Origin of the sequence: Exiguobacterium sp. s125, from assembly GCF_018618605.1 — a bacterium.
Classification (GTDB): domain Bacteria; phylum Bacillota; class Bacilli; order Exiguobacteriales; family Exiguobacteriaceae; genus Exiguobacterium_A; species Exiguobacterium_A oxidotolerans.
In genome coordinates, this window is record NZ_JACSMI010000001.1 from 860703 (window position 1) to 884086 (window position 23384).

At 47.4% G+C, this 23384-nt stretch carries 23 protein-coding genes; 20 read left to right on the forward strand and 3 right to left on the reverse strand.

The window, feature by feature from the left end; translation table 11 throughout:
- Positions 1-138: 138 nt before the first annotated feature.
- The 13 genes from bshA to nth all read left to right on the forward strand — a co-directional run bounded on the left by bshA (position 139) and on the right by nth (position 13079).
- A complete protein-coding gene (gene bshA / locus KNQ05_RS04215) occupies positions 139-1281 on the forward strand; it encodes an N-acetyl-alpha-D-glucosaminyl L-malate synthase BshA (RefSeq protein ID WP_214804447.1) in 1143 nt (380 codons plus the stop codon).
- Positions 1268-2398, forward strand: coding sequence for a CCA tRNA nucleotidyltransferase (locus KNQ05_RS04220; RefSeq protein ID WP_251132170.1), 1131 nt, complete (start codon positions 1268-1270; stop codon positions 2396-2398). The genes bshA and KNQ05_RS04220 overlap by 14 nt, the downstream gene beginning before the upstream one ends.
- Positions 2374-3345: a biotin--[acetyl-CoA-carboxylase] ligase gene (locus KNQ05_RS04225; protein WP_214804449.1), complete on the forward strand. Its 972-nt coding sequence runs from the start codon at positions 2374-2376 to the stop codon at positions 3343-3345. The genes KNQ05_RS04220 and KNQ05_RS04225 overlap by 25 nt, the downstream gene beginning before the upstream one ends.
- 238 nt (positions 3346-3583) lie before the next feature.
- Positions 3584-4423 carry a 3-methyl-2-oxobutanoate hydroxymethyltransferase gene (gene panB, locus KNQ05_RS04230; protein WP_029330615.1) on the forward strand — a complete coding sequence of 280 codons (840 nt, stop codon included), beginning with the start codon at positions 3584-3586 and terminating at the stop codon, positions 4421-4423.
- Positions 4420-5250, forward strand: a complete 831-nt coding sequence (panC, locus tag KNQ05_RS04235; protein ID WP_214765100.1) for a pantoate--beta-alanine ligase — start codon at positions 4420-4422, stop codon at positions 5248-5250. The genes panB and panC overlap by 4 nt, the downstream gene beginning before the upstream one ends.
- A 3-nt stretch (positions 5251-5253) precedes the next feature.
- Complete coding sequence (panD, locus tag KNQ05_RS04240) at positions 5254-5637, forward strand: aspartate 1-decarboxylase (RefSeq protein ID WP_029330611.1); 384 nt, start codon at positions 5254-5256, stop codon at positions 5635-5637.
- A 101-nt stretch (positions 5638-5738) separates the two neighbouring features.
- Positions 5739-8552, forward strand: coding sequence for an ATP-dependent DNA helicase DinG (gene dinG, locus KNQ05_RS04245; protein ID WP_214804451.1), 2814 nt, complete (start codon positions 5739-5741; stop codon positions 8550-8552).
- Positions 8553-8613: 61 nt separating this feature from the next.
- Complete coding sequence (locus tag KNQ05_RS04250; protein WP_012370646.1) at positions 8614-8784, forward strand: YpmA family protein; 171 nt, start codon at positions 8614-8616, stop codon at positions 8782-8784.
- Positions 8781-9248 carry a hypothetical protein gene (locus KNQ05_RS04255; protein ID WP_214765099.1) on the forward strand — a complete coding sequence of 156 codons (468 nt, stop codon included), beginning with the start codon at positions 8781-8783 and terminating at the stop codon, positions 9246-9248. Before KNQ05_RS04250 ends, KNQ05_RS04255 begins: the two co-directional genes overlap by 4 nt.
- Positions 9249-9262: 14 nt before the next feature.
- The gene (locus KNQ05_RS04260) at positions 9263-10444 is read left to right on the forward strand and encodes a pyridoxal phosphate-dependent aminotransferase (RefSeq protein ID WP_029330605.1); all 1182 of its coding nucleotides are present in this window, start codon (positions 9263-9265) and stop codon (positions 10442-10444) included.
- 29 nt (positions 10445-10473) lie between these two features.
- Entirely contained in the window at positions 10474-11763 is a 1290-nt protein-coding gene (asnS, locus tag KNQ05_RS04265) for an asparagine--tRNA ligase (RefSeq protein WP_152638933.1), read from the forward strand.
- A gap of 71 nt (positions 11764-11834) precedes the next feature.
- Positions 11835-12413, forward strand: a complete 579-nt coding sequence (locus tag KNQ05_RS04270) for a DnaD domain-containing protein (RefSeq protein WP_029330601.1) — start codon at positions 11835-11837, stop codon at positions 12411-12413.
- A 3-nt stretch (positions 12414-12416) separates the two neighbouring features.
- Positions 12417-13079, forward strand: coding sequence for an endonuclease III (gene nth / locus KNQ05_RS04275; RefSeq protein WP_088837310.1), 663 nt, complete (start codon positions 12417-12419; stop codon positions 13077-13079).
- A 128-nt stretch (positions 13080-13207) separates the two neighbouring features.
- On the opposite strand, the gene KNQ05_RS04280 is transcribed toward nth, so the two are convergent.
- Together KNQ05_RS04280 and KNQ05_RS04285 are read right to left on the reverse strand one after the other, a co-directional pair.
- The gene (locus tag KNQ05_RS04280; RefSeq protein ID WP_239456727.1) at positions 13208-14116 is read right to left on the reverse strand and encodes a DUF3800 domain-containing protein; all 909 of its coding nucleotides are present in this window, start codon (positions 14114-14116) and stop codon (positions 13208-13210) included.
- 119 nt (positions 14117-14235) lie between these two features.
- Positions 14236-14529 carry a DUF1798 family protein gene (locus KNQ05_RS04285; RefSeq protein ID WP_088837309.1) on the reverse strand — a complete coding sequence of 98 codons (294 nt, stop codon included), beginning with the start codon at positions 14527-14529 and terminating at the stop codon, positions 14236-14238.
- A 74-nt stretch (positions 14530-14603) separates the two neighbouring features.
- Here KNQ05_RS04285 and recU point away from each other — a divergent pair, with 74 nt between their 5' ends.
- The 7 genes from recU to KNQ05_RS04320 all read left to right on the forward strand — a co-directional run bounded on the left by recU (position 14604) and on the right by KNQ05_RS04320 (position 23005).
- Positions 14604-15218, forward strand: coding sequence for a Holliday junction resolvase RecU (gene recU, locus KNQ05_RS04290; RefSeq protein WP_204251435.1), 615 nt, complete (start codon positions 14604-14606; stop codon positions 15216-15218).
- A 32-nt stretch (positions 15219-15250) separates the two neighbouring features.
- On the forward strand, positions 15251-17875 hold the full coding sequence (locus tag KNQ05_RS04295; protein WP_214804453.1) for a transglycosylase domain-containing protein: 2625 nt from the start codon (positions 15251-15253) through the stop codon (positions 17873-17875).
- A 106-nt stretch (positions 17876-17981) separates the two neighbouring features.
- Positions 17982-20246, forward strand: coding sequence for a DEAD/DEAH box helicase (locus KNQ05_RS04300; protein WP_214804455.1), 2265 nt, complete (start codon positions 17982-17984; stop codon positions 20244-20246).
- Complete coding sequence (locus KNQ05_RS04305; RefSeq protein ID WP_088837305.1) at positions 20243-21442, forward strand: ribonuclease H-like domain-containing protein; 1200 nt, start codon at positions 20243-20245, stop codon at positions 21440-21442. The genes KNQ05_RS04300 and KNQ05_RS04305 overlap by 4 nt, the downstream gene beginning before the upstream one ends.
- Positions 21439-21999 carry an SLOG family protein gene (locus KNQ05_RS04310; protein WP_088837304.1) on the forward strand — a complete coding sequence of 187 codons (561 nt, stop codon included), beginning with the start codon at positions 21439-21441 and terminating at the stop codon, positions 21997-21999. Before KNQ05_RS04305 ends, KNQ05_RS04310 begins: the two co-directional genes overlap by 4 nt.
- A 5-nt stretch (positions 22000-22004) precedes the next feature.
- Complete coding sequence (gene gpsB, locus KNQ05_RS04315) at positions 22005-22313, forward strand: cell division regulator GpsB (protein WP_088837303.1); 309 nt, start codon at positions 22005-22007, stop codon at positions 22311-22313.
- A 134-nt stretch (positions 22314-22447) separates the two neighbouring features.
- Positions 22448-23005, forward strand: coding sequence for a nuclease-related domain-containing protein (locus tag KNQ05_RS04320; RefSeq protein ID WP_088837302.1), 558 nt, complete (start codon positions 22448-22450; stop codon positions 23003-23005).
- Positions 23006-23040: 35 nt separating this feature from the next.
- On the opposite strand, the gene KNQ05_RS04325 is transcribed toward KNQ05_RS04320, so the two are convergent.
- Positions 23041-23361, reverse strand: coding sequence for a hypothetical protein (locus tag KNQ05_RS04325; protein ID WP_088837301.1), 321 nt, complete (start codon positions 23359-23361; stop codon positions 23041-23043).
- Between the last annotated feature and the right edge of the window lie 23 nt (positions 23362-23384).

Here is a 23384-nt window from a genome sequence, read left to right on the forward strand (position 1 = left end):
AACGGTAGACGTTGAAAAAGACTAGCTTTTCTACGGAAATCTCCTTGGAAAGTGGTCGATGTAGTTTTTAAGAGGCGTTTTGTTTACAATTGAATCGAGAAGACAAGGTTAACCTAATTAAAGAGAGAGTGATCTTATATGAAAAAATCGATTGGAATCCTTTGTTACCCATCCGTAGGCGGAAGTGGTGTCGTCGCGACGGAACTCGGGATGAAACTTGCAGACCGTGGGCATGATGTCCACTTCATTACATCAAGCATACCGTTTCGCTTGACGGAATATCGTCCGAATATCACGGTTCACCTCGTAGAAGTCAACCAATATTCTGTATTTAAATATCCGCCTTATGATATTACATTGGCTTCGAAAGTCGCAGAAGTCATCGATGTGTTCGATCTCGACATCATCCATGCCCACTACGCCGTCCCGCATGCCGTCTGTGCAGAGCTCGGACGCAATATGGCGAAGAAGAAAGGCGTCGCTGTCGTGACGACTTTACATGGAACGGACATCACGGTCATCGGTCAAGACTTAGAGATGCAGCCAGCCATCCGTTACGGAATCGAAAGTTCGGATGCTGTGACGGCCGTCTCGGAAAGTCTTGCTCTTGAGACGAACATGACGTTGCATGCCGAGTACGATATTGACGTCATTGCGAACTCGATTGATGAGAGTGTGTATTATCCGATGCGCGACGAACGTCTAAAACGACATTATGGGATTGAGCCGGGAGAAGTCGTCGTCATACATATTTCGAACTTCCGCCCCGTCAAACGCATCGATGATACGCTCGTCGCATTTGCAATTGCTGCAAATAATCGTGACATGCGGCTATTACTCGTCGGAGATGGTCCGGAGATGGGGCAGACGCGCCGCCGGGCAAAAGAACTCGGGGTCTATGAAAAAATCATCTTTGCCGGAAAACAAGAACATGTCGCCCAGTTGCTCGCAATCAGTGACATCCATTTATTGTTGTCGGAAAAAGAAGCGTTCGGACTCGTCGTCCTTGAAGCGATGGCGGTCGGAGTCCCAAGTGTCGTCTCGAATGCCGGTGGCTTACCAGAAGTGATCCAAGACGGACAAACCGGATTCATCGTTCCGACGTATGACGTCAAGGCAGCGGCGGAACGAATCGGCCAGTTAGCCGATACACCCGAGTTACGCGAACAGATGGCGGATGCCGGAATTCGCGATACACGGCAACGGTTCGATTCAAATGAAATCGTCCGGAAGTATGAACAGGTCTATGAACGGGTGTGTGCACGATATGAAAATGTCTGAGCTGGCGAATACGATCATTGAAACAATCGAACGTGCAGGTGGCGAAGCGTATGTCGTCGGTGGAGCTGTTCGCGACACGTTACTCGGACGCGTGCCTGGCGATTATGATTTAGCGACGTCACTCTTACCGGACGAGGTCATCCCGTTGTTTCCGGTCGTCATCCCGACCGGACTCGAGCACGGGACGGTGACGATCGTCTTAGAACACGTACCGTTCGAAGTGACGACGTTTCGTTCCGAGTCAACCTATAGCGACCGCCGTAGACCAGACCACGTGACACTTGGCGTCTCGCTGGAAGAAGATTTGACACGACGTGATTTTACAATCAACGCGATGGCGTTAAAACCAACCGGGCTCGTCGATCTCTTTGGCGGACAAGCCGACCTTGCGAGCAAAATCATTCGAACGGTCGGCCGGCCAGAAGAGCGCTTCGAAGAAGATGCCTTACGGATGATTCGTGCCTTTCGCTTCATGAGTCAGCTCGAGTTCTCGTTAGACGGTTTGACGGAGCGGGCCATCGCGAAGCAAGCGGAGACGATTCAACACGTCGCAATCGAACGTGTCGCGATTGAGTTCGAAAAACTGCTCCTTGGACCGGGGCGTGTTGCAGCGTTACAAGCGATGTTACGCACAGGACTCGCGACCTATCTTCCACACGTCACTTCAGAAGTGATGGGACGATTAGCACAATCATCATTACAGGGTGTCTCGACAGAAAATGTGTGGACGCTGCTGCTCGACGCCGGGTTTCCGCAAGAACGGTTACGTGTCTTTAAACGTTCGAAAAAACAGGAGCAACGGGCAAAACGACTCGTAGCGCTTGTTCGACTGGAGCAACTAACGGACTGGCAACGGTATACATTGACGGACGAGGAACTGCTCGTCTTAAATCAAATGACAGGTCGGAGTCACGCAGACCGGACAACTTTAGCGATCCGTTCGTTAAAAGATTTACGAGTCGGCGGACGCGACATGATTGCTGCCGGGCTGAAAAAACAAGAAATCAAAGAAGCACTCCACTATTTGGAACAGCATGTCGTAAACGGACACCTTGAAAATCAACGTTCGATTCTGTTAGAGGAAGTGAGCAAATGGAAAAATCAACACGAGACTTAATTTTGCAACGATTGATGCAGACGGATTGGATTTCAGGTCAAGATTTAGCTGACCAGTTAAATATTTCACGTACCGCTATTTGGAAACAAATTGCGTCTTTAAAAGAAGCAGGGTACGCGATTGAATCGAATAAAAAAACCGGATACCATCTCATCGATCGTGGTGATCATTTAACAGCACTTGCAATCGAACAGTACTTACAGACGAAATTTTTCGGACGCGATATTTTTCATGTCGAGGAGACGGAGACGACGCAACGGATTGCGCATGATTTAGCACAACAGCAGGTCAAAGAAGGGAAACTCGTCGTCTGTGACTACCAGACGAGTGGGCGCGGACAGCTCGGTCGTGTTTGGCACGAGACGAAAGGAAACGGAATTGCGATGAGTTTGATAGTAAGACCAGACGTCCCGCTCGATCAAGCAGGACAATTAACACTCGTGTCTGGCATTGCCCTAGCGACATCTTTACGTGAGTTCGACGTGCCAGTGACAATCAAATGGCCGAATGATTTATTGATTGATGGTCAAAAGGTCGCAGGGATTTTGACGGAAATGCAGACGGAAGCAAACCGGATCAGTTCGGTCATCATTGGAATTGGAATCAATGTCCACCATGACGTCTTCAGTACGGCAATCGCTGATCGGGCGACGTCCCTTAAACTCGCGACCAATCGAACGTTTCGGCGAGCAGAAATCGTTGCATCCTTCTTAAATCAGTTTGAGCAGATGTACGAACGGTGGTTGGTCGATGGATTCGGCTCTTTTGTCGAAGCGTGGGAACATCTTGCGGATAAGCTCAATCAACCCGTTACACTACGCTCGCGTCAACAAACCTTGTCTGGTTATTTGCGCGGAATTCGCGCCGATGGAACGCTGATGGTCGAAACGGACCAAGGAATGGAAGCATTCCATTCGGCGGAACTCGTCTACTGGACAGAAAACTAAAATCCCGACGTTTGCAGTTGCCAATTTGAATCATGTATAATAAAGCGAAGGATGATAGCCGTTAGGAGTCATACCGGTAGAAAACTTTTTTATCGCTAGTACGACCTGCCTTGATCCTATTTCGGACAGGGACAGAAGGACGATGTTGCACTTATTCACGCCTTCTTTCCTATGGGTATTTTTAGGAAGGAAGGCGTTTCCTTTTGTCCTCTCTACACTAACGAAGGAGAGAACACACATGCACACAATGACACCTTTACTAAAAAAACAAGCAACGGGAGAAAAACTCGTTATGTTGACGGCGTATGATTATCCGTCAGCGAAATTAGCAGAAGCAGGAGCCGTCGATCTCTTACTCGTCGGTGATTCACTTGGAAACGTAATTTTAGGATATGATTCGACGATTGCCGTGACGGTTGAGGACATGATTCATCATGCACGGGCGGTCCGCCGTGGGGCACCGAAGACATTCATGGTCGTTGACATGCCATTCGCAAGTTACCACGGTTCGTTCGACCGGACGCTTGATGCTGCGGCACGTATTTTTCAAGAAAGTCAGGCCGATGCCTTAAAACTTGAAGGTGCTGGGGACATCTTGACGACGATTCGTCGCTTGACGGACGCAGGGATGCCTTGTGTCGCACATCTTGGATTGACACCCCAATCAGTTGGCGTACTCGAAGGTTTTAAAGTACAAGGAAAATCGCTTGCAGCAGCGGAACAGTTGATTGCAGACAGTTTAGCAGCGGAACAAGCCGGTGCGAAGATGCTCGTCCTGGAATGTGTCCCGCACCAACTTGCGAAACGAGTCAGCGAATTACTTCAGATTCCTGTCATCGGGATTGGTGCCGGCGTTGATGTCGATGGACAAGTCCTCGTCTACCATGACATCCTGACATATGGTGTCGGACGTCTACCGAAGTTTGTTAAAGCGTATACGGACTGGAATACGTCAGGGACAGCAGCGATTGCTAGCTACGTCGAAGAAGTAAAACAAGGTGTATTCCCATCTATTGAACATACGTTCACGATGGATGAAGAATTGATCGATTCGCTTTATGGAGGCGGTAAAGAATGAAAGTCATTCAAGACATCGACGAACTACGGCAAGAATTAGCAGCCTATGACTCGATTGGTTTTGTACCGACAATGGGGTTTTTGCATGAAGGTCATGGTTCGTTACTCGAACAAGCACGACGTGAAAATGAGATTGTCGTGTTGAGTATTTTTGTCAATCCGACGCAGTTCGGACCAAACGAAGATTTAGAACGGTATCCACGTGACGAACAACGCGATCAACAACTGGCGCGTGCGGCAGGCGTCGATTATGTATTTTATCCGACGAATGAAACGATGTATCCGCTCGATATGGCGCGCGTGACGGTCAGAACGGGCGACGACGTCCTTTGTGGTGCGTCACGACCAGGACATTTCGATGGCGTCTTGACGGTCGTCAGTAAATTGTTGAACATCGTCCACCCGACCCGTGCCTATTTCGGACTGAAAGATGCTCAGCAGTTAGCCTTGATTGAAGGATATGTTGCAGATTATTTCGTCCCGGTCGAGATTAAACGGTGTCCGATTATCCGGGAAGCGGACGGTCTCGCAAAGTCCTCACGAAATGTCTATCTGTCTGAGCAAGAACGCAGTCAAGCACCGCGTTTGCAACAAGCTCTCCAGCAAGCAAACGCGTTACTTGAAGCAGGCACAGCCGTCGAGGAAGTCGTCGAACGGACGAAAGATGCTTTGCATCTTGAAGGAACGGCGCTTGATTATGTCGAAGCGGTCGACTATCCGACGCTCGGACCGGTTACATCAGAAACGAAAACGATTTTATTAGCCGTCGCGGTTCAGTTTGAATCAGCGCGCTTGATTGATAATTTACTTTATACGAGAGGAGCATGATTTATGTTACGGACATTCATGCACGCTAAACTACACAAAGCTCGAGTGACGGAGGCGAACCTCCATTACGTCGGTTCCATCACGATTGATGAAGATTTGCTTGATGCGGTCGGAATCTTTGAAAATGAAAAAGTTCAAGTGACGAACAATCAAAACGGTGCCCGGATCGAAACATATGCGATCAAGGGTGAACGTGGCTCCGGTGTCATTTGTTTGAATGGTGCGGCAGCTCGCCATTTCCAAGTTGGAGACGAAGTCATCATCATGGCATATGCACAATTGACGAATGAAGAAATCCTCGTCCACGAGCCGAAGGTGGCTGTTCTCGATGAAACGAATAACATCAAACAGATGCTTTCTCAAGAAATCGCGCATACGATCTTATGAAATTCAGAGACCCGGAACACATTCGGGTCTCTATTTTTGTTAAGATGAAACATGAGAAGTTCGATACGTAACAGATGGATGGTTAAAGGTGGAGATAAGTCGTGGAGAAGAAGTATGTGGTGATCGACCTAGAGACGACAGGTCATTCGATTAAAGCTGGAGATGAGATGATTGAAATCGGCGTAGCGGTCGTCGAACAAGGGCACGTGACGGAACGTCTGTCGGCTTTCGTTCAACCGAAAAATCCGATTCCGCCGTTCATCTCGCAATTGACAGGAATATCCGATTTAGATGTAAGGGACGCAGACACATTTGATGTCATTGCACCGCGCGTCCTCTCGATGTTAGATGGTGGAGTGTTTGTCGCGCACAATGTCCAATTCGATTTAACATTTTTAAATGAAGCGCTTGAAGAAGAAGGTTACTTACCGTATACCGGTCCCGTCATCGATACGGTCGAACTGGCACGGATTCTATTACCGACGGCAGAGAGTCACTCCTTATCGCACCTGACGGAAAGTTTACAGTTGACGCATCAAGAAGCTCACCGGGCGGGCAGCGATGCAGAAGCGACGGCAGAATTATTACTCGAACTGTTAAGTCGACTTCGCGAGCTACCGCTCGATACATTAAAACAGTTGCGTCGCTTAGCCCCAAAATTATTCAGCGCGATGGAAGAAGAGATTGATTTTGCGATTCAAGCCGTCGGCATCGAGACAGACGATCGGTTCGATTCGTTCCGAAAGATTGCGCTGAAAAAACGTCTTGATCCGGAACTGATGCCGCACCGGTCGGAACTCCAGCCATTCGGACCGTTCGTTGATCACTTGAATCAAGAGATCTTTCCGAAGCTGTTCAGGGGTTATGAGCAACGAACCGGTCAACTTGAGATGATGCGTCATGTCTATCAATCACTTGATCAAGAAGTACCATTGCTCGTCGAAGCTGGGACGGGTACCGGAAAATCTCTTGGCTATCTTGTTCCGGCGACACATTATGCGATTGAACACGAGACGCCGATTATCGTCAGTACACATACGATTCAACTGCAAGAGCAACTGTTCGCCCGTGATTTACCGCTGTTGCGTCAACTGTTCGATGCCCCAGTCGACATTACATTGCTCAAAGGGCGGAACAATTATATTGATTTACGTAAATTCGAGTTTTTCCTGAATGAAACAGAAGAACCGTATAATTTTACGTTAGCGAAAGCAACATTGCTCGTTTGGTTGACTGAAACGACGACGGGAGACTTGGAAGAAGTCAGTCTTCCCGGTGGAGCAGCACAAGGGAACATCGCCATCAAACAGTTGATCCAGTCGGATAGCCAGTCGCAACTCGGGCGATTCGATCCATGGTTTAGCCGTGACTTTTTCCAACATGCCGTCCGTAGAGCGAAGGACGCGACGATCATCGTCACGAACCACGCCTTATTGTTTAGTGATATTCAGTATGAGGCGGGTGTCTTACCGAAAGGCTGTCCGTTGATTTTAGATGAGGCCCATCAAATCGAGGAAGTCGCGAGCCACCATTTCGGACTCGTCTTCGACGGGCATTCATTCGACCGGATTTTTAGACAACTCGGATTCTCCGCGGATAAAAAACTATTGACGCGTCTCGTCAGCCTCTCCGATCAGTTTGATTTGACGGAGATGGTCGAAGCGCATAGTGAAGTGATTGATGAGACGATGACGGAGCTAATCGAAGAGGCAGATAACCTGTTGATGATCATCCAAGCCTATGGACTTGATCTCTCTTCCCGGAAAGAGCGACGGGAAGGACGTGTCACAGTCCGCTTCAAACGACTCGATCATTCGATGCGGGCCGTTCAGGAAAGTGCGAAACGGGTCGAATTGGTCTTACGTCGATTACGACAAGCGATTCGGGCGATTCATAAATTATTCCACGATCAACGCGAACACATGAGTTACCGGCAACGGTCCGTCGTCGCGGATCTCAAATCCGTGATCGGTCAAATCGAGGATGTCGAGAATGCGATTTTTGAGACGATGCTCGCGCCTCATGATGAAACAGTATCCTGGATTGAGACGACTGCAAAAAATCGGAAGTTGACACGGATTTATACGCAACCAATCGATATTTCAGAACGCTTATACCGGGATGTCTTCTCGAAACGGACGAGCATTTTGACATCCGCGACGTTGACGGTCTCGAACAAGTTTCAATTCATTGAAAAGCGGCTTGGTTTAAGCGAACTCGAGACACGGCGGTTCATTGTCCCGTCACCATTCGGGTACGCGGAAAAAGTCCGGCTGATGGTTCCGACGGACTTGCCGTTACTGCAGGACGTCCCACCTGCGAAATATGCCGAAACGATTGCGGAAGCAATCATCGAAATCGCTGAAGTGACGGAAGGGCGGATGCTCGTTTTGTTCACATCCAATGACATGTTGCGACAAACGCATGATGCGACGAAGCAGGCACTTCCGGCACGATTTACGTTGCTGTCGCAAGGGATCACACAAGGATCCCGGCAGCGCTTGATGAAACAGTTTAAGCAACTCGATGCCTGCATTCTTTTTGGGACTGCGAGTTTTTGGGAAGGGATCGATGTTCCGGGTGACGACTTAAGTTGTCTTGTCATCGTTCGTCTACCCTTCGCACCGCCTGACCAACCCATCGTTCAGGCACGATCGGAACAAATCGAACAACAAGGTAAATCTTCGTTTTTTGAATACAGCTTACCGCAAGCGATCATTCGTTTTAAACAAGGGTTCGGTCGTTTGATTCGAACGACGAATGACCGTGGTGTCGTGTTCGTGTTTGACCGTCGAATTGAGACGACACGTTACGGAAAACGTTTTGTTTCAAGTTTGCCAAATGTGCCTGTTTTATCAAAACCACTTCAAGAATTGACGGCAGAACTCGAATTGTTCTTGAATGATACGGATTGAGTCTATTAAAATAACCATTATCGCATTATAATAGGTTAAGAAAAATGAGGGAGGATATAAGATGGATTCGAAAATCGAGACACTCGCAACGGTCAAGGTCAATCGCCATGACGATACGTACAAAATCGTAGACTTATTGAATCGCACGTTAAAAACGGAGGACTTAATGTTTGGTTTAGCTCTAGATGAGAAAGACAAGGAGCAGATGGTCTTCACCATCTACCGCACATGAAGTGGAAAATCGCCATCGGTTTGATTTCGGTCGTTCTTTTGATTACGCTAATCGGTACAGGAATCTACCAGTTAACGGTTGGTGAAGCAAAGGGGCGAGAACAAGAAGTCGTCAAGCGGGCAGAAAAACGTTTAACACAAGAAATAGCCCCGGACGCCGTGACATTCGAAAATGTCTTTAACGGAAAAGACCAGTACACCGTCTTCTCGATTAAAAAAGAGGGAGAGGCGTTACGCGCTTTTGTCCCGTCAAAAGGTAAGATTGAGACACGCCCGGTTAAAGACGGCATTAAGGTGGATGAAGTCATTCGTCAAAGTGGAGATCAAGGAAAAATCGTTTCCACGAAATATGGTTTCGAAGATCGCGCCTTAATTGAGATCGTCGCGGAAACCGAGACGGGCTATGAATATTCGTACTATACGTATCAAGAGGGATCTTTCATCAAACGACTACGGATTAACTAAAAGGAGTGTGCGACATGTTATCAAAACGCGTACAACAATTGACGCCTTCTACAACGCTTGCCATCACGGCGAAAGCGAAGGAACTGCGGGCATCCGGTCAAGATATCATCGGTCTTGGGGCTGGTGAACCGGATTTCAACACGCCGGAGTTCATCATTCAAGCGGCATTTGCGGCAGCAGAAGCAGGCGATACAAAGTATACGCCTTCAGGCGGAACGGTTGCGTTGAAAGACGCGATTATCGAGAAGACACGTCGCGATTTATGGGTATCGTATGATCGCTCGGAAGTCATGGTTGCGTCTGGTGCGAAACATGCTTTATCGACACTCTTCCAAGCCATTCTCGACCCGGAAGATGAAGTCATCGTTCCTGCTCCGTACTGGGTCAGCTACCCTGAGCAAATCAAGTTGAGTGACGGCGTACCGGTCGTTTTAGAGACGACGGAAGCGTCACGTTTCAAGGTGACACGTGAGTTGCTCGAGCAACACATCACACCGAAAACGAAAGCAATCGTCTTGAACTCACCTTCGAACCCGACAGGTATGGTCTACACGAAAGAAGAGTTAGAGATGGTAGCAGAGATGGCGATTCAACATGACATTCTCGTCATCAGCGATGAAATTTATGAGAAATTACTGTATAACGGTGTGACGCACTTATCGATTGCGACACTTCCAGGAATGCGGGAACGGACAATCATCATCAATGGTGTCTCGAAATCGCATGCGATGACGGGCTGGCGGATTGGTTATGCGATCGGACCGAAAGCAATCATCGGCGCAATGACAAACCTTGCGAGCCATTCGACGTCGAACCCGACGTCAATCGCGCAAGCTGCTTCTGTCGCGGCCTACGAAGAAGGGGATGCCCCGGTCGAAGCGATGCGTGTCGTGTTCGAAGAACGACTCGAACAAATTTACGAACGCTTGATTCAAATACCTGGTTTGACGTGCTTGAAGCCGGAAGGTGCCTTCTACTTGTTCCCACATGCCTTAGAGGCAGCGAAGATGTGTGGTTATGCAAACGTCGATGACTGGTGTACAGCCGTCTTGTCAGAAGCAAAAGTAGCCTTGATTCCAGGTTCAGGATTTGGTGCGCCGGAATATGTACGTCTATCGTACGCAACAGACCCGAAGCGTGTCCTAGAAGCGCTCGATCGGATTGAAGGATTTATCGCGGCTCGTACAGCCGTTTAACTTAGAGAGGATGTTGACTTTTGAAAGCAATGATTCGAGATGTAGCAAAACATGTGGGAGAGGAAATCACGATTGGCTGTTGGTTAGCGAACAAACGTTCAAGCGGTAAAATCGCCTTCCTTCAGTTACGTGACGGTTCCGGCTTTATGCAAGGTGTCGTCGTCAAAGAAACGGTCGGAGAAGACTTATTCAAAACAGCGAAAGGTCTAACGCAAGAATCATCACTTTGGGTGACGGGAGTCATCAAATCAGATGGTGAGCGAACAGCACTTGGACATGAGATGGAGATCACTTCAATTGAAATCATCCATGAAGCAATCGACTACCCGATTACACCGAAAGCACACGGAACAGATTTCTTGATGGACAACCGTCACCTTTGGTTGCGGTCAAAACGCCAGCATGCCGTCATGGTCGTTCGAAATGAATTGATCCGTGCGACATATGAGTTCTTTAACCAAGAAGGGTTCATCAAAGTCGACCCACCAATCTTGACGGGCAGTGCACCGGAAGGAACAACCGAATTGTTCCAAACGAAATACTTCGATGAAGATGCGTACTTGTCACAATCGGGTCAACTCTACATGGAAGCGGCAGCGATGGCGCTCGGGAAAGTCTTTTCATTCGGTCCGACATTCCGTGCTGAAAAATCAAAAACACGTCGCCACTTGATTGAGTTTTGGATGATGGAGCCGGAGATGGCGTTCTACGACCACGAGATGAACCTCGAAGTCCAAGAAAACTATGTCTCGCATCTCGTTCAGTCCGCCTTGAAGAACTGTAAAGCGGAACTCGAGTTGCTCGGGCGTGACTTGACGGTTCTTGAAACGATTCAAGCACCATTCCCACGCGTCCGGTATACGGAAGCAATCGATATGTTGAAAGAGCAAGGATTCGATGACATCGAATTCGGAGATGATTTTGGTGCACCACATGAAACAGCAATCGCAAATAGTTTTGCCCGCCCGGTCTTCATCACGCACTGGCCGAAAGCCATCAAACCGTTCTACATGAAAGAAGATCCGGAAAACCCGGGATTCGTTCTGTGTGACGACTTGATTGCACCGGAAGGATACGGCGAAATCGTCGGTGGTTCGCAACGTGAAGAAGATTACGACAAACTGCTTGCTGATATGAAAGAACATAACTTGGATGAGACAGGCGCCTATAAATGGTATCTTGAAACACGCAAGTATGGTTCAGTACCGCACAGTGGCTTTGGTTTAGGACTTGAACGGACTGTCGCTTGGATCACGGGCGTCGAGCACGTTCGGGAGACGATTCCATTCCCACGTCTACTCAACCGGTTGTATCCGTAATTTAGACTGAAATCGACCCATCGTTTAGACGGGTCGATTTCTTGCTTAGACTAAAGAATCGAGGAAGTGTCATGAATCATAATTTAATCCAACTTTTCGAAGAAGGGACCGTCGTGCTTCCGAAACGATTGTTCACGGAAGCGAAGCGGCTTGGAATCAGCTTCGTCGAGTTTACGTTAATCGGTCAACTGTTCGCTTGCCGTGCGGAAGGGATGGAGATGCCTTCACCGGAAGAATTGAGCAATCGTCTCGGGCTGTCCGAGACGGAAACGATTGAGACGACGCTCGGTTTGTTACAGAAGGGGTTGCTGGCGATGGAAAACGTCGCCGGATCGGAACGCTATTCGTTAGTTCCACTCTATGAAAAATTAATGGCACCACCGGAACAAGAGGCGCCGAATTTCGATACGATCAATCCATCGGTCTTCCAACAATTTGAGCGGGAACTCGGAATGATGTCGCCGTTTCAAATGGAACAAATCATTCAGTGGCTGACGATTGAAAACATCGCGGAAGAGCTAGTCCTTGCTGCGCTTCGCGAAGCCGTCTACCATAACGTCCGGAAGATGACCTATATCAATCAAATTTTGCGGACGTGGGAACGCGAGGGTATTAAAACACTCGAAGATCTTGCGACGAGAGGAGGGTGAATCATGTTACGAGTAGCTGAAATCGACCGGATTGAATTGACCCTCGAAGAGATGTTTCCGGACGCTTTTTGTGAACTGATTCATAAAAATCCGTTTGAACTCGTCGTCGCCGTCGCCTTGAGTGCGCAAGCGACGGACGTGCTCGTCAATCAAGTCACGCCGGGATTGTTTGCCGCGTATCCGACGCCAAGCGACCTAGCCACTGCACCGGTCGCTGCCATCGAAGAGAAAATCAAACGACTCGGTCTCTATCGCAATAAAGCGAAAAATATCAAAGCACTCGCGGAACGCCTCATCACGTTGCATGAAGGCGAAGTACCAACGGACCGCGCCGGACTCGAAGCGTTACCCGGCGTCGGGCGAAAAACAGCGAACGTCGTGTTATCGGTTGCATTCGATGTCCCGGCATTCGCAGTCGATACGCATGTCGAACGGGTCTCGAAACGACTCGGTATCTGTCGCTGGAAAGATAATGTCACACAAGTCGAAGCGACGTTGATGAAACGATTCAAGCGGGAACGCTGGTCAAAGCTTCATCATCAATTCATTTTTTTCGGACGGTATCACTGCAAGGCGCAACGTCCGCACTGCCTTGAATGCCCATTACTCGACATGTGTCGGGAAGGAAAAAAACGGACGAAAGGGACAATCATCCCTGTCGATTAACGAAGAATTATTTAAATGATGCTTGAAAGCAAAAAAAGGATAGCGCGTTTCCGGAAGAAACTCCGGAAGCGTGCTATCCTTTATTCGTGTGAAATAAAATGTCTCTTGTCCATCATACGCGCGTATGTTTAACCATTCCAAGGCGTATCGGACCATTCCCGACGCTTTTTCGTGATCGGAACTTTTTTGAATCCCCAGTTTCGGAAATCTTGATCGGGACTATCGCGACGAATGTAAATTTTTTCTTTGATTGCTTTAAAGATTCGGTTTTCGTCCCCGTAATGGACAAACCGTGGTTTCACCTCAATCACGCCACGACGTACGCGTGAAAGGGGAAGACAGACGAGGTCAGCAATCTCAAGACCGGATTGGTAGAGGTCGCTATCCTTTTCAGCAAAGATGAAGCCTTTAATTTTTTGACGACTTTTTTCGACGTCAAGGTGGACCGTCCCCGAGTTAAAGATATCGAAGAACGCTTTTTGAATTAATAAGTTTTGATAATCATCACGACTTTCGAGGACGACACGAGCACTCGTCGCTTCCGTCTCCTCTAAAAAAGCGTAAAAAGATTTCATCAAGTGGGCAAAGGCGACGACGTAAGGATCTTTTGGTGTCGAATAAAAATCTTGCAGCTTCTGTTTATCGACTTCGACACTGACAATCGTACAGTCGATATCGACTAGGAAGTCAGGTAATGCGACCCAAAAATGACGTAACATATCAATCGTGATCCCGTCTTCTTTGCCGTAAGGATGCTCCGCCTTTAAAATTTCTTTTAAATGGAGTGGAATGTGTGGATCTTCAAACACACTCGACTTAAATTCCATCAAGCGTTTCCGTAAAGGGCTCGGTTCACCCGTTTCGTCCGAATCGATGGCATATTTGTATTCCATCAAGACACCTGTCAAATTAAATTGCGTATTCCCTTTAGGTGTCCCCGTCTCATCGACGAACATGACGTATTTTTTCGCAGTGTTGTTCGACGCTCTAGGAATCATTTTTGATTCATGGCGCGAATTCGATTTAGGTGTTGCCAATCAGATTCCTCCTCGCGCGGTTCTACAGGACCAGTTGTAACTGTCTCCCACACTATACTGTGTACGACAAGTATACCAAGATTTCCTGCTAAAAAAAGTAAAACCTTAAGTGAGAGAAATCACTGCATCAGTTGATCGATATAGCGAACAGACTTAATTGTTTCATTGAAACGTTTTAAACTTGTTTTTGGTTGGAACGCCTGGACTGATAGTTGTTTCAGTTGATCGACGGCACTCTCGACCATCGCCGGGCGTAAATAAGGGCTGTTCTGCGCATTATGTTGCCAATCGGCGATGAGCACATCTGCTTGTTCGACGAACGGAATGACATCCTCGTTGAAGTCATATTCTGTTCCGGCGCGACCTGCTTGATAAATTTTTTCGATTTCTTGAAGTAACGGTTCAATTGTCATTTGTTTTTAACTACTCCTCTCGGCCGATACGATACAATCACATATCATGGTACAATAAACGCGATAGGAGGGGAATCGTTTTGAATTATCCGAACGGTAAAAAATTTCAAAAGCCTCTCGAACCTCATGGAACGACGATAAAAAAAGCACGCTCACAAGCATCGACGTTTTCTAATCGGGGGATGAAGCTTGAAAAATTGATTAATGAAAGCAATACGTTTTACTTGACGCATAATCGGGCAATTATTCACAAGAAGCCAACCCCCCTTCAAATCGTTCAAGTCGATTACCCGAAACGTTCTGCGGCTGTCGTGAAAGAAGCCTATTTCAAACAACCGTCGACGACCGATTATAATGGTGTCTATCGGGGGAAATATATTGATTTTGAAGCGAAGGAAACGAATCATAAAACCTCTTTTCCACTCAAGAACTTCCACCCCCACCAAATCGAACACATGCGACAATGCGTAGCACATGGAGGAATTTGTTTTGTCATCATTCGGTTCAGTATGTATAATGTGCAATATGTGCTTTCAGTCGAGCACGTGTTCCCTTGGTGGGAGCAATTAGAAACGGGTCGTAAATCAATTCCGCTCGACCAAATCGAACAACATGGTATAAAAATCAAGACAGGTGCGTTCCCTGCGATCGATTATCTCGAAGCAGTAGACGAATTATATTTCACTTGAGAAACTTACGGATTGAAGGAGAAGGATAGCATATGGAAAGAAGTCGTGTCGCACGTCGTGAAGAAACGAAGACGTCAACTAAACAATCGAATCGGACGAAACGTCCGAAAAAAAAGAAGTCCGGTGGTTCAGGTGGATCTGGAAAAGGTCCACTTTTTAAAAAGCTATTAATGATTGCAACCGGCTTATTCATCATCATGATGCTTGTCGGAGGTGGGTTTGCTGCGTATGCGATTGCCACTGCTCCGGAACTCGATGAGACGAAACTACGGGATGCGCTCCCGCTGAAAATTTATGCGAGCAACAAAGAGGAAATCAAACAGGGTGGAACGAGTCGCGAGTACGTCTCGATTAAAGAAGTTCCTGAAGTCGTCAAAGACGCCTTCATCGCGATTGAAGATCGACGTTTTTACCAACACAAAGGGATTGACTTCCGTCGTCTCGGTGGAGCGATCATCGCGAACATCACCGATGGATTCGGCTCGGAAGGGGCATCAACAATCACGCAACAGGTCATCAAACAATCGTTTTTAAGTTCTGAAAAAACAATCACACGGAAAGTACAAGAACAGTGGTTAGCGATTCGTCTAGAACAAGACTACACGAAAGATCAAATTTTAGAAATGTACTTGAATAAAAACTACTATGGTCAGAATTCGTTCGGAATTCAGACGGCTTCAAAAGCCTATTTCAATAAGACAGTCGATAAATTAGATTATGCAGAAGCAGCGATGCTTGCCGGATTGCCACAGCGTCCGACAGCATATGACCCGATTAAAGGGGATCCGAAGTTAACGAAGGGGCGTCAAACACAAGTATTAGATGCGATGTTGACGACAGGCGTCATCACGCAAAAACAACGTGACCAAGGAGTCGATCAACCGATTTCTAAATTGATTGATCCCGCTCCAAAATCGACGACAGATGCTTCGTACGATAGCGTCATCTTTGATATGGTCTCAAAAGAATTAGAAGATGTCTTTGGTCTTGAAGGAAAAGACATCTATGGCCAAGGACTCAAAATTTATACATCGATTGATAAACCGATGCATGATTATATGAATGAAGCCATTAAAGAAGACAAAGTCGTACAATTACCAGATTATGCCGAAGCTGCGGCCTCTGCCGTCAACACAAAAACGGGTGAAGTCTTAGCCGTCGTCGATGGAAAAAATCCAGGGGAAGACACGGCACGCCGTAACTACGCGAATGAACCGCACCAACCGGGTTCTTCTGCGAAACCCTTCTTCGCGTATGGTCCAGCGATTGAAAATGAAAAATGGTCGACAGCAAAACAAATCACGGACCAAGAAACGAAGATTAACGGCAAGACGATTCAAAACTATTACGACGGTTACAAAGGAACAAACACGATTCGAAACTGGTTGAAGATTTCAGCCAATACGCCGGCAATCCAAACGTTCCAAGAGATTGGTGGCGATGCGGTCGAATCGTTTGCTGCTAAATCTGGTTTGGCATTAGAAAAAGATGAATCAATTTCTCCAGCGTACGCAATCGGTGGGATGAAACACGGATTCAACACGACTGAGATGGCGGGCGCTTATGCGACACTCGGAAACGGTGGCGATTATGTGGAGCCACACATCATCAAGTCAATTGAGTACAGTGATGGATCAAAAATCAAATCACCAATCAAATCGAAAAAAGCGATGGAAGACTATACAGCCTATATGTTGACGGACATGCTTCGTGACGTCCTGAAGCCGGGCGGTACGTTCCCGACGGCTGGACTTTCATTTGATGCAGCAGGAAAAACCGGAACGACGAATGCCTATAAGGATGTTTGGTTCGTTGGTTATACTTCTGATGTCTCCATTAGTGTTTGGACAGGAACGACGACATCTGGAAATAATAACGGGATCGGCCTCGAAGGGCAAACCGAGAGTAGAATGGCACAAAACCTATGGAAAGATTTTGTGACCAAAACACGTGACCGGACACCAGCGCCGTTCGAACAACCAAGCTCGGTCCTCAGTATCGGTGACGAACTGTATGTGAAAGGAACGAAGGAGCCGGTCGTCGAAAAAAAGGCCGTACCAGCTCCGACTGGATTGCAAGCTTCTTACGATGAAGAAGCGCAGTCAGGTGAGCTGACTTGGAATTACAACGATTCAGCGTTGCGGACGAACGGATACGATAGCGTAACATTTGAAGTATCGATGAAAGATCCGGATGGCAATACATCGGTTCTTGGGACGAGTTCGACGAATCGAATTGGTATCAACAGTCTAAAACCAGGACGAACAGAGTTCACACTCGTCGCGAAAGCATCAGGAGAAGAGTCAGGTCCTGTTGCGACGTCAGTCACAGTCGCTGAACCAGAGACTGAGGAACCAGTGACGGATGAACCGGCAACAGATGAACCGGCAACAGATGAACCGGCAACGGATGAACCGACGACAGACGAACCGACGACCGATGAACCGGCAACGGACGAACCGACGACCGATGAACCGGCAACGGACGAACCGGCAACGGACGAACCAGCGACGGATGAACCGGCAACGGACGAACCGGCAACGGATGAGTCAGTCTCTACACAATCAACGGATGAAAAAGCAAAAGAAAATGATAAGAAAAAACAATCCGATAAAGAAAAGACGGACAAAAAAGAGGATTCCCAAAGCACGGAATAAGAAACAGAGGAATGAATTGAAGGTCAAGACTGAAGTGGCGAACCTGTCGCTACAGTCTTACCTCTTTTTTTTTGTATAATGAGTGAAGAAGGAAGGAAGTGAGTCGATGGAACCGAGACAATCACTCGTTACTTATTTAGAGGAATTAAAAGCTGATCGCGCCTTTATGGAGCGCGTCACATATATGAAGACGATGGAAGCTACAGCAGGACGGTACTCACCTTTTCCGGAACAGATGCCAAAACGATTACAACAAGCTATCAAAGCACGTGGCATCGATGCCTTATACCGGCATCAAGCATTAGCATTTGATCAAGTCATGGCAGGGAAATCGACGGTCATCGTCACGCCGACGGCTTCCGGGAAAACATATTGCTTTAATTTACCGATTCTCTCGCATCTACTGGAGCATCCGAACGACCGGGCACTGTATCTCTATCCGACGAAAGCTCTCGCACAAGATCAAAACAGTGAACTGCTCGAGTTGATTGATGAGCTCGAAGCACCGATTCGTTGTTTTACGTATGACGGAGATACGTCACCGACGATTCGGACGAAAGTCCGCAAAGCGGGGAACATCGTCATTACAAATCCAGATATGCTTCACTCGGGCATTTTGCCGCATCATACGAAGTGGATTGAACTGTTCGAAAACCTGAAGTATATCGTCATCGATGAGTTGCATACGTACCGTGGCGTCTTCGGGAGTCACGTCGCGAATGTCATCCGACGGTTACGCCGGATTTGTCACTATTACGGGAGTGACCCTGTCTTCATCATGACGAGCGCGACGATTGCCAACCCACAAGAACTGGCGGAACGGCTGATTGAGAAGCAGGTCAGTCTGATCGATGACAACGGTGCTCCGACCGGGCGAAAACATTTCATCGTCTATCAACCACCAATCGTCAATGCCCAACTCGGAATTCGACGTTCGGCGACACTCGAAACCAAACAACTGGCATCCCGATTCATCAAAAAGAAGTTTCAGACGATCGTCTTTGCCCGTTCACGTGTCCGCGTCGAGGTGTTGCTGACGTATCTACGCAGTTTGGTTCGCCATGAACTCGGTCCGAAATCGATTGAAGGATACCGTGGTGGTTATTTACCGACGGAGCGACGTGATATCGAACGGCGTCTAAGAAAAGGTGAAATCACCGGCATCGTCTCGACGAATGCGTTAGAACTGGGCGTCGATATCGGTCAATTGCAAGTCTGTATCATGAATGGTTATCCGGGAACGATTGCTTCGCTTTGGCAACAGGCCGGGCGTGCCGGAAGACGGCAAGATGATGCTTTAATCATCCTCGTCGCCTCGTCCGGGATGCTCGATCAATACGTGGCAGAACGACCGGAGTTATTTTTAAATCAATCACCAGAGGCGGCACGACTCGATCCCGATAATTTAATCATCGCCGTCGACCATATAAAATGTGCCGCATTCGAACTTCCGTTTCGGCAAAGTGAAAGATTCGGCACACTCGAGACGGAAGATATTCTCGAGTATTTAGTTGAAGAACGTGTCCTGCATCAGCGGGGAGAGCGTTTCTATTGGATGAATGATGCGTTTCCGGCACATGAGATCTCGTTACGCTCAAGTGATCAAGAAAACGTCGTCATCGTCGATCAGACGGAAGTCCCGAATCGGGTCATCGGTGAGATGGATACATTTAGTGCAATGACGTTACTTCACGATGAAGCGATTTACTTGCATGGGGCGGATCAATATCAAGTCGAGACACTCGATTTTGAGGAGAAAAAAGCGTTCGTCCGTGCCGTTGATGTCGATTATTATACCGATGCTAATTTTTCAGTCGATTTGTCTGTCCTTGAAGAAGATGAAAGCTATTCGAATGATCTGTTTAGTGTGGCCCGTGGTGATGTCAGTGTTCGTGGGATGGCGACGATGTTCAAAAAAATTAAGTTCGGTACCCACGAAAACATCGGGTCTGGTCCGATTCATTTACCTGAACGGGAAATCCATACGACAGGCGTCTGGTTTACGTTGCCTGCTACATCTGCTTCCAGTACGGAGCTCGAACAAATACTGGAAGGGGTCGCGAACAGCCTACGGCGTGTGGCACCTCTTTATTTAATGTGTGACGCGAGTGATGTTTTCGTCGTGCCGCAAGTCAAGGCGACACACACGCAGAAACCGACCATCTATTTGTATGACCGGTATCCTGGAGGGGTCGGCTTAGCTTCTTCAATCTATAAACAACGGAGCATCATGTTACGGGCAGCACGCGACTCGATTGAGACATGTCCCTGCCTTGACGGTTGCCCGGCCTGTATCGGCATGGTCGGTCTCGCAGACGAAAAGGAGCGGACGATTCAGATGTTGACTGAGATGGAAAGGGAGTTAACATGAAAAATAAATTAAGACGAATGTTAAAACCGACGAATCAGGAGAGTGGACAACGGCAAACGATAGAAAAGACTTCGACGCACGCCGTCGATCCGAAGATTGCGAACGAACAAGCCGCCTGGGTGGAGAAGGGGGCGGAAATTTTAACGTTCGAAGATGAGTGGATCGTTCGAATCGATCAGCGCTATCCACTGACAGAAAGCCATGGACACCGGACGTTTGGTGCCGGGTACGAATCACTCCAACTACCGCATCCACCACTCGCGCTCGATGTCCCGCTCGAACAGATCATCTTTTTCGATACGGAAACGACCGGTTTACGTGGAACGGGGACAACGATTTTTTTGATGGGGTTCGCCCGTTTTGAACAAGGCGAGCTATTGATGCGGCAATACTTCCTGCCGCATCCGCACTATGAAGCAGCTTTTTATCATCACTTTTTGACTGATATCGGAGAAGACGTCCGATTCGTCACCTATAACGGAAAAAGCTTTGATTGGCCGCAAATCAAGACGCGACATGTCTTCGTCCGTGAACGTGTACCGCGTCTGCCGAAAGTCGGTCACCTGGATTTACTCCATGTCTGTCGGCGGATTTTTAAAGGGTTATCCGATTCGTACCGTCTGACAGCGATGGAAGAGCAAATCGGATTTGAACGAGCGGGTGATTTGCCAGGATTTTTAGCCCCGATGCATTACTTTCAATACGTCGAACATCAAAATCCGTCCATCATGGATGGCGTCCTTGAACATCACCTGCATGACTGTCTGACACTTGTCAGTCTGTACGATGAATGCAATCATCTCGTGACCCATCGAAAAGAGGTATCACCTCGAATTGGGGAAAACATTGCCGTCTGGTTAGCCGATTTAGGCATCAATGAGCAATCGGTCGAGCATTTTCATCAGGCAAACGATCTATCGGCAGAAGGTTGGTTACGGCAAGGACTTCTGCACAAAAAAATGAAACGGCATCAGGAAGCAGTCAACTGCTTTGAAAAGAGTGAGACATTCCGCGGATACATCGAGTTGGCGAAATGGGCGGAGCACATTGCAAAAGAGCCACAGCTTGCTTATGATTATACTGAGCAAGCAAAACAACTGTTAGAAGGACAGGTGTTACTAACAACACGGCGGGAACGTTTGACCGCTGAACTTACACATCGGAGCAATCGGTTACAAAGGAAGTGTCAAGAATGAAAGTCGTTGCCATCACGGGTTATAAGCCAACTGAACTAGGAATTTTTGATCAAAAACATCCTGGTATTCCGGTTATCAAAGCGGCGTACCGCGAACGCTTGATTCGACTCATTGAAGACATGGGGACGACATGGTTCGTAACAAGCGCGACTCCAGGCTGTGAACTGTGGGCCTGTGAAGTCATCTTAGAACTAAAAGCAGACTATCCGGACATTCGTCTCGGGATTTTATTGCCCTTTTTAGAGCAAGAGGCTAAATGGAAGGAACCTGTACAAGCTCAGTATTTAGCGGTACTGAACCAGGCGGACTTCGTCGATGCAATCAGCCAAAAGCCTTATGAGAATCCGAGTCAGCTTCGTAACAAAACGGAATTCATGATTGAAAAAAGCCAAGGTCTGTTATCCGTTTTTGATGAAGAACACGGTGGCTCAGCGAAGTATCTCGTCGAGCGTGCTAGAATAGAGATGGAACGGACCGATTATCAACTGTTCTTAATCACACAAGATGATTTATCGATGATGGAACAGGAACTGAACTATAATGATCAGTGGGAGTGAAGACGATGTATAAACCCTTATTGACAGCAGATGATATTTACAAAAAAGAATTTAAGACGGGCCTACGCGGTTACGTGATTGAAGAAGTGGATGGATACTTGGATCAAGTCATCAAAGATTACGAAGGATTCGAGCGCGAAATCGAGCGTTTGAAGAAAGAACTAGAAGCAGCAAAAGCGACGGCGCCGAAACCCGAAGAGCGAATCGTTGAGGCGGAAGCCCCAGTGTCTAATCCATCGAATTATGACATGCTACGCCGGATTTCAAATCTTGAAAAAGCTGTTTTTGGACGTCCTCACCAAGAAAATCAATAAACGTCAAGACATCTACTTAAAAAGAAGTGGATGTCTTTTTTTGTTACGAAATTCCCCTGATTTTGAAAGCGCACACCGCTTGTGCAAAAGGATGGTAAACTAACTAATAATACATAGACGTAAGGGGAGACAATATGTTACAGGTGATGGCAAAAAAAATGACACCTCTAGAAGAGCGGCGTTTCTTTTCCTTTAAACGTTCAGTTCCAAGTAAGGTGAACGACTTAGAACTCGTCTGTGATCAAGTGCGACATATTTGTCGGTACGATTGGATGTTATTTGAAAACGTCGAGCTCGACCGCCGCATGAAGATTGAATTTGCCTTAATCGGGCCAAAAGGATTGTTTTTAGTCCTTGTCAATCAAGAGGCTGCTGTATTGCTAAGTGATCAAACCTATCACGTCGAAGACGAGCAACGTGTTCAACGGGTTGAACAACGGCACCCAGTGATAGAGGCACAACGCCTCACGAAACATGTCAGATCACTTTTAAAGGCGGAAGGCGTGTCGATTCCTGTTCACACGATGATAGTATTCAAACAAGCGCCAAAGTTGCGTATGACGCGGGTTAAGTTTCCGATTGGCCAGTCCTTTGCCGCCATCAAGCCATGGATCGCAAGACGACAAGGAACTCCTGTCACGGAGAAAGATCGTAAACAGGTTGCTTTTATACTGGCAAACCATCAAAAATAAGCAACCTCTCAACTTACGGAGAGGCTGCTTATTTTTTAACGTCTTTTTTTAGGTTGAGTGAGAAAACGTTCGACACGGTCGATATCTTCTTTAAGTGCATAAATTGCAACACGATCGGCTAAATCTTTACTGAACCTTCGGAAAAAGATAGAGGTTTTAACACCTCGTTCGAGCCGAACTTCAAAACCGGCATCCGCTAGTAGCTCGTAATCTCGATGAAGCTGTTCGCCTTTTTCTCCAAATTCTTCACCGACGAGGACCCAACGCAAAGACTCTTTTGTGCGACGGGCGACGATGATGATGAACAGAACAACTAGAACGATGATCAAAAAGTATCGTATATTCATAAACTCCATGGATCTTATCACCTCATACCTAT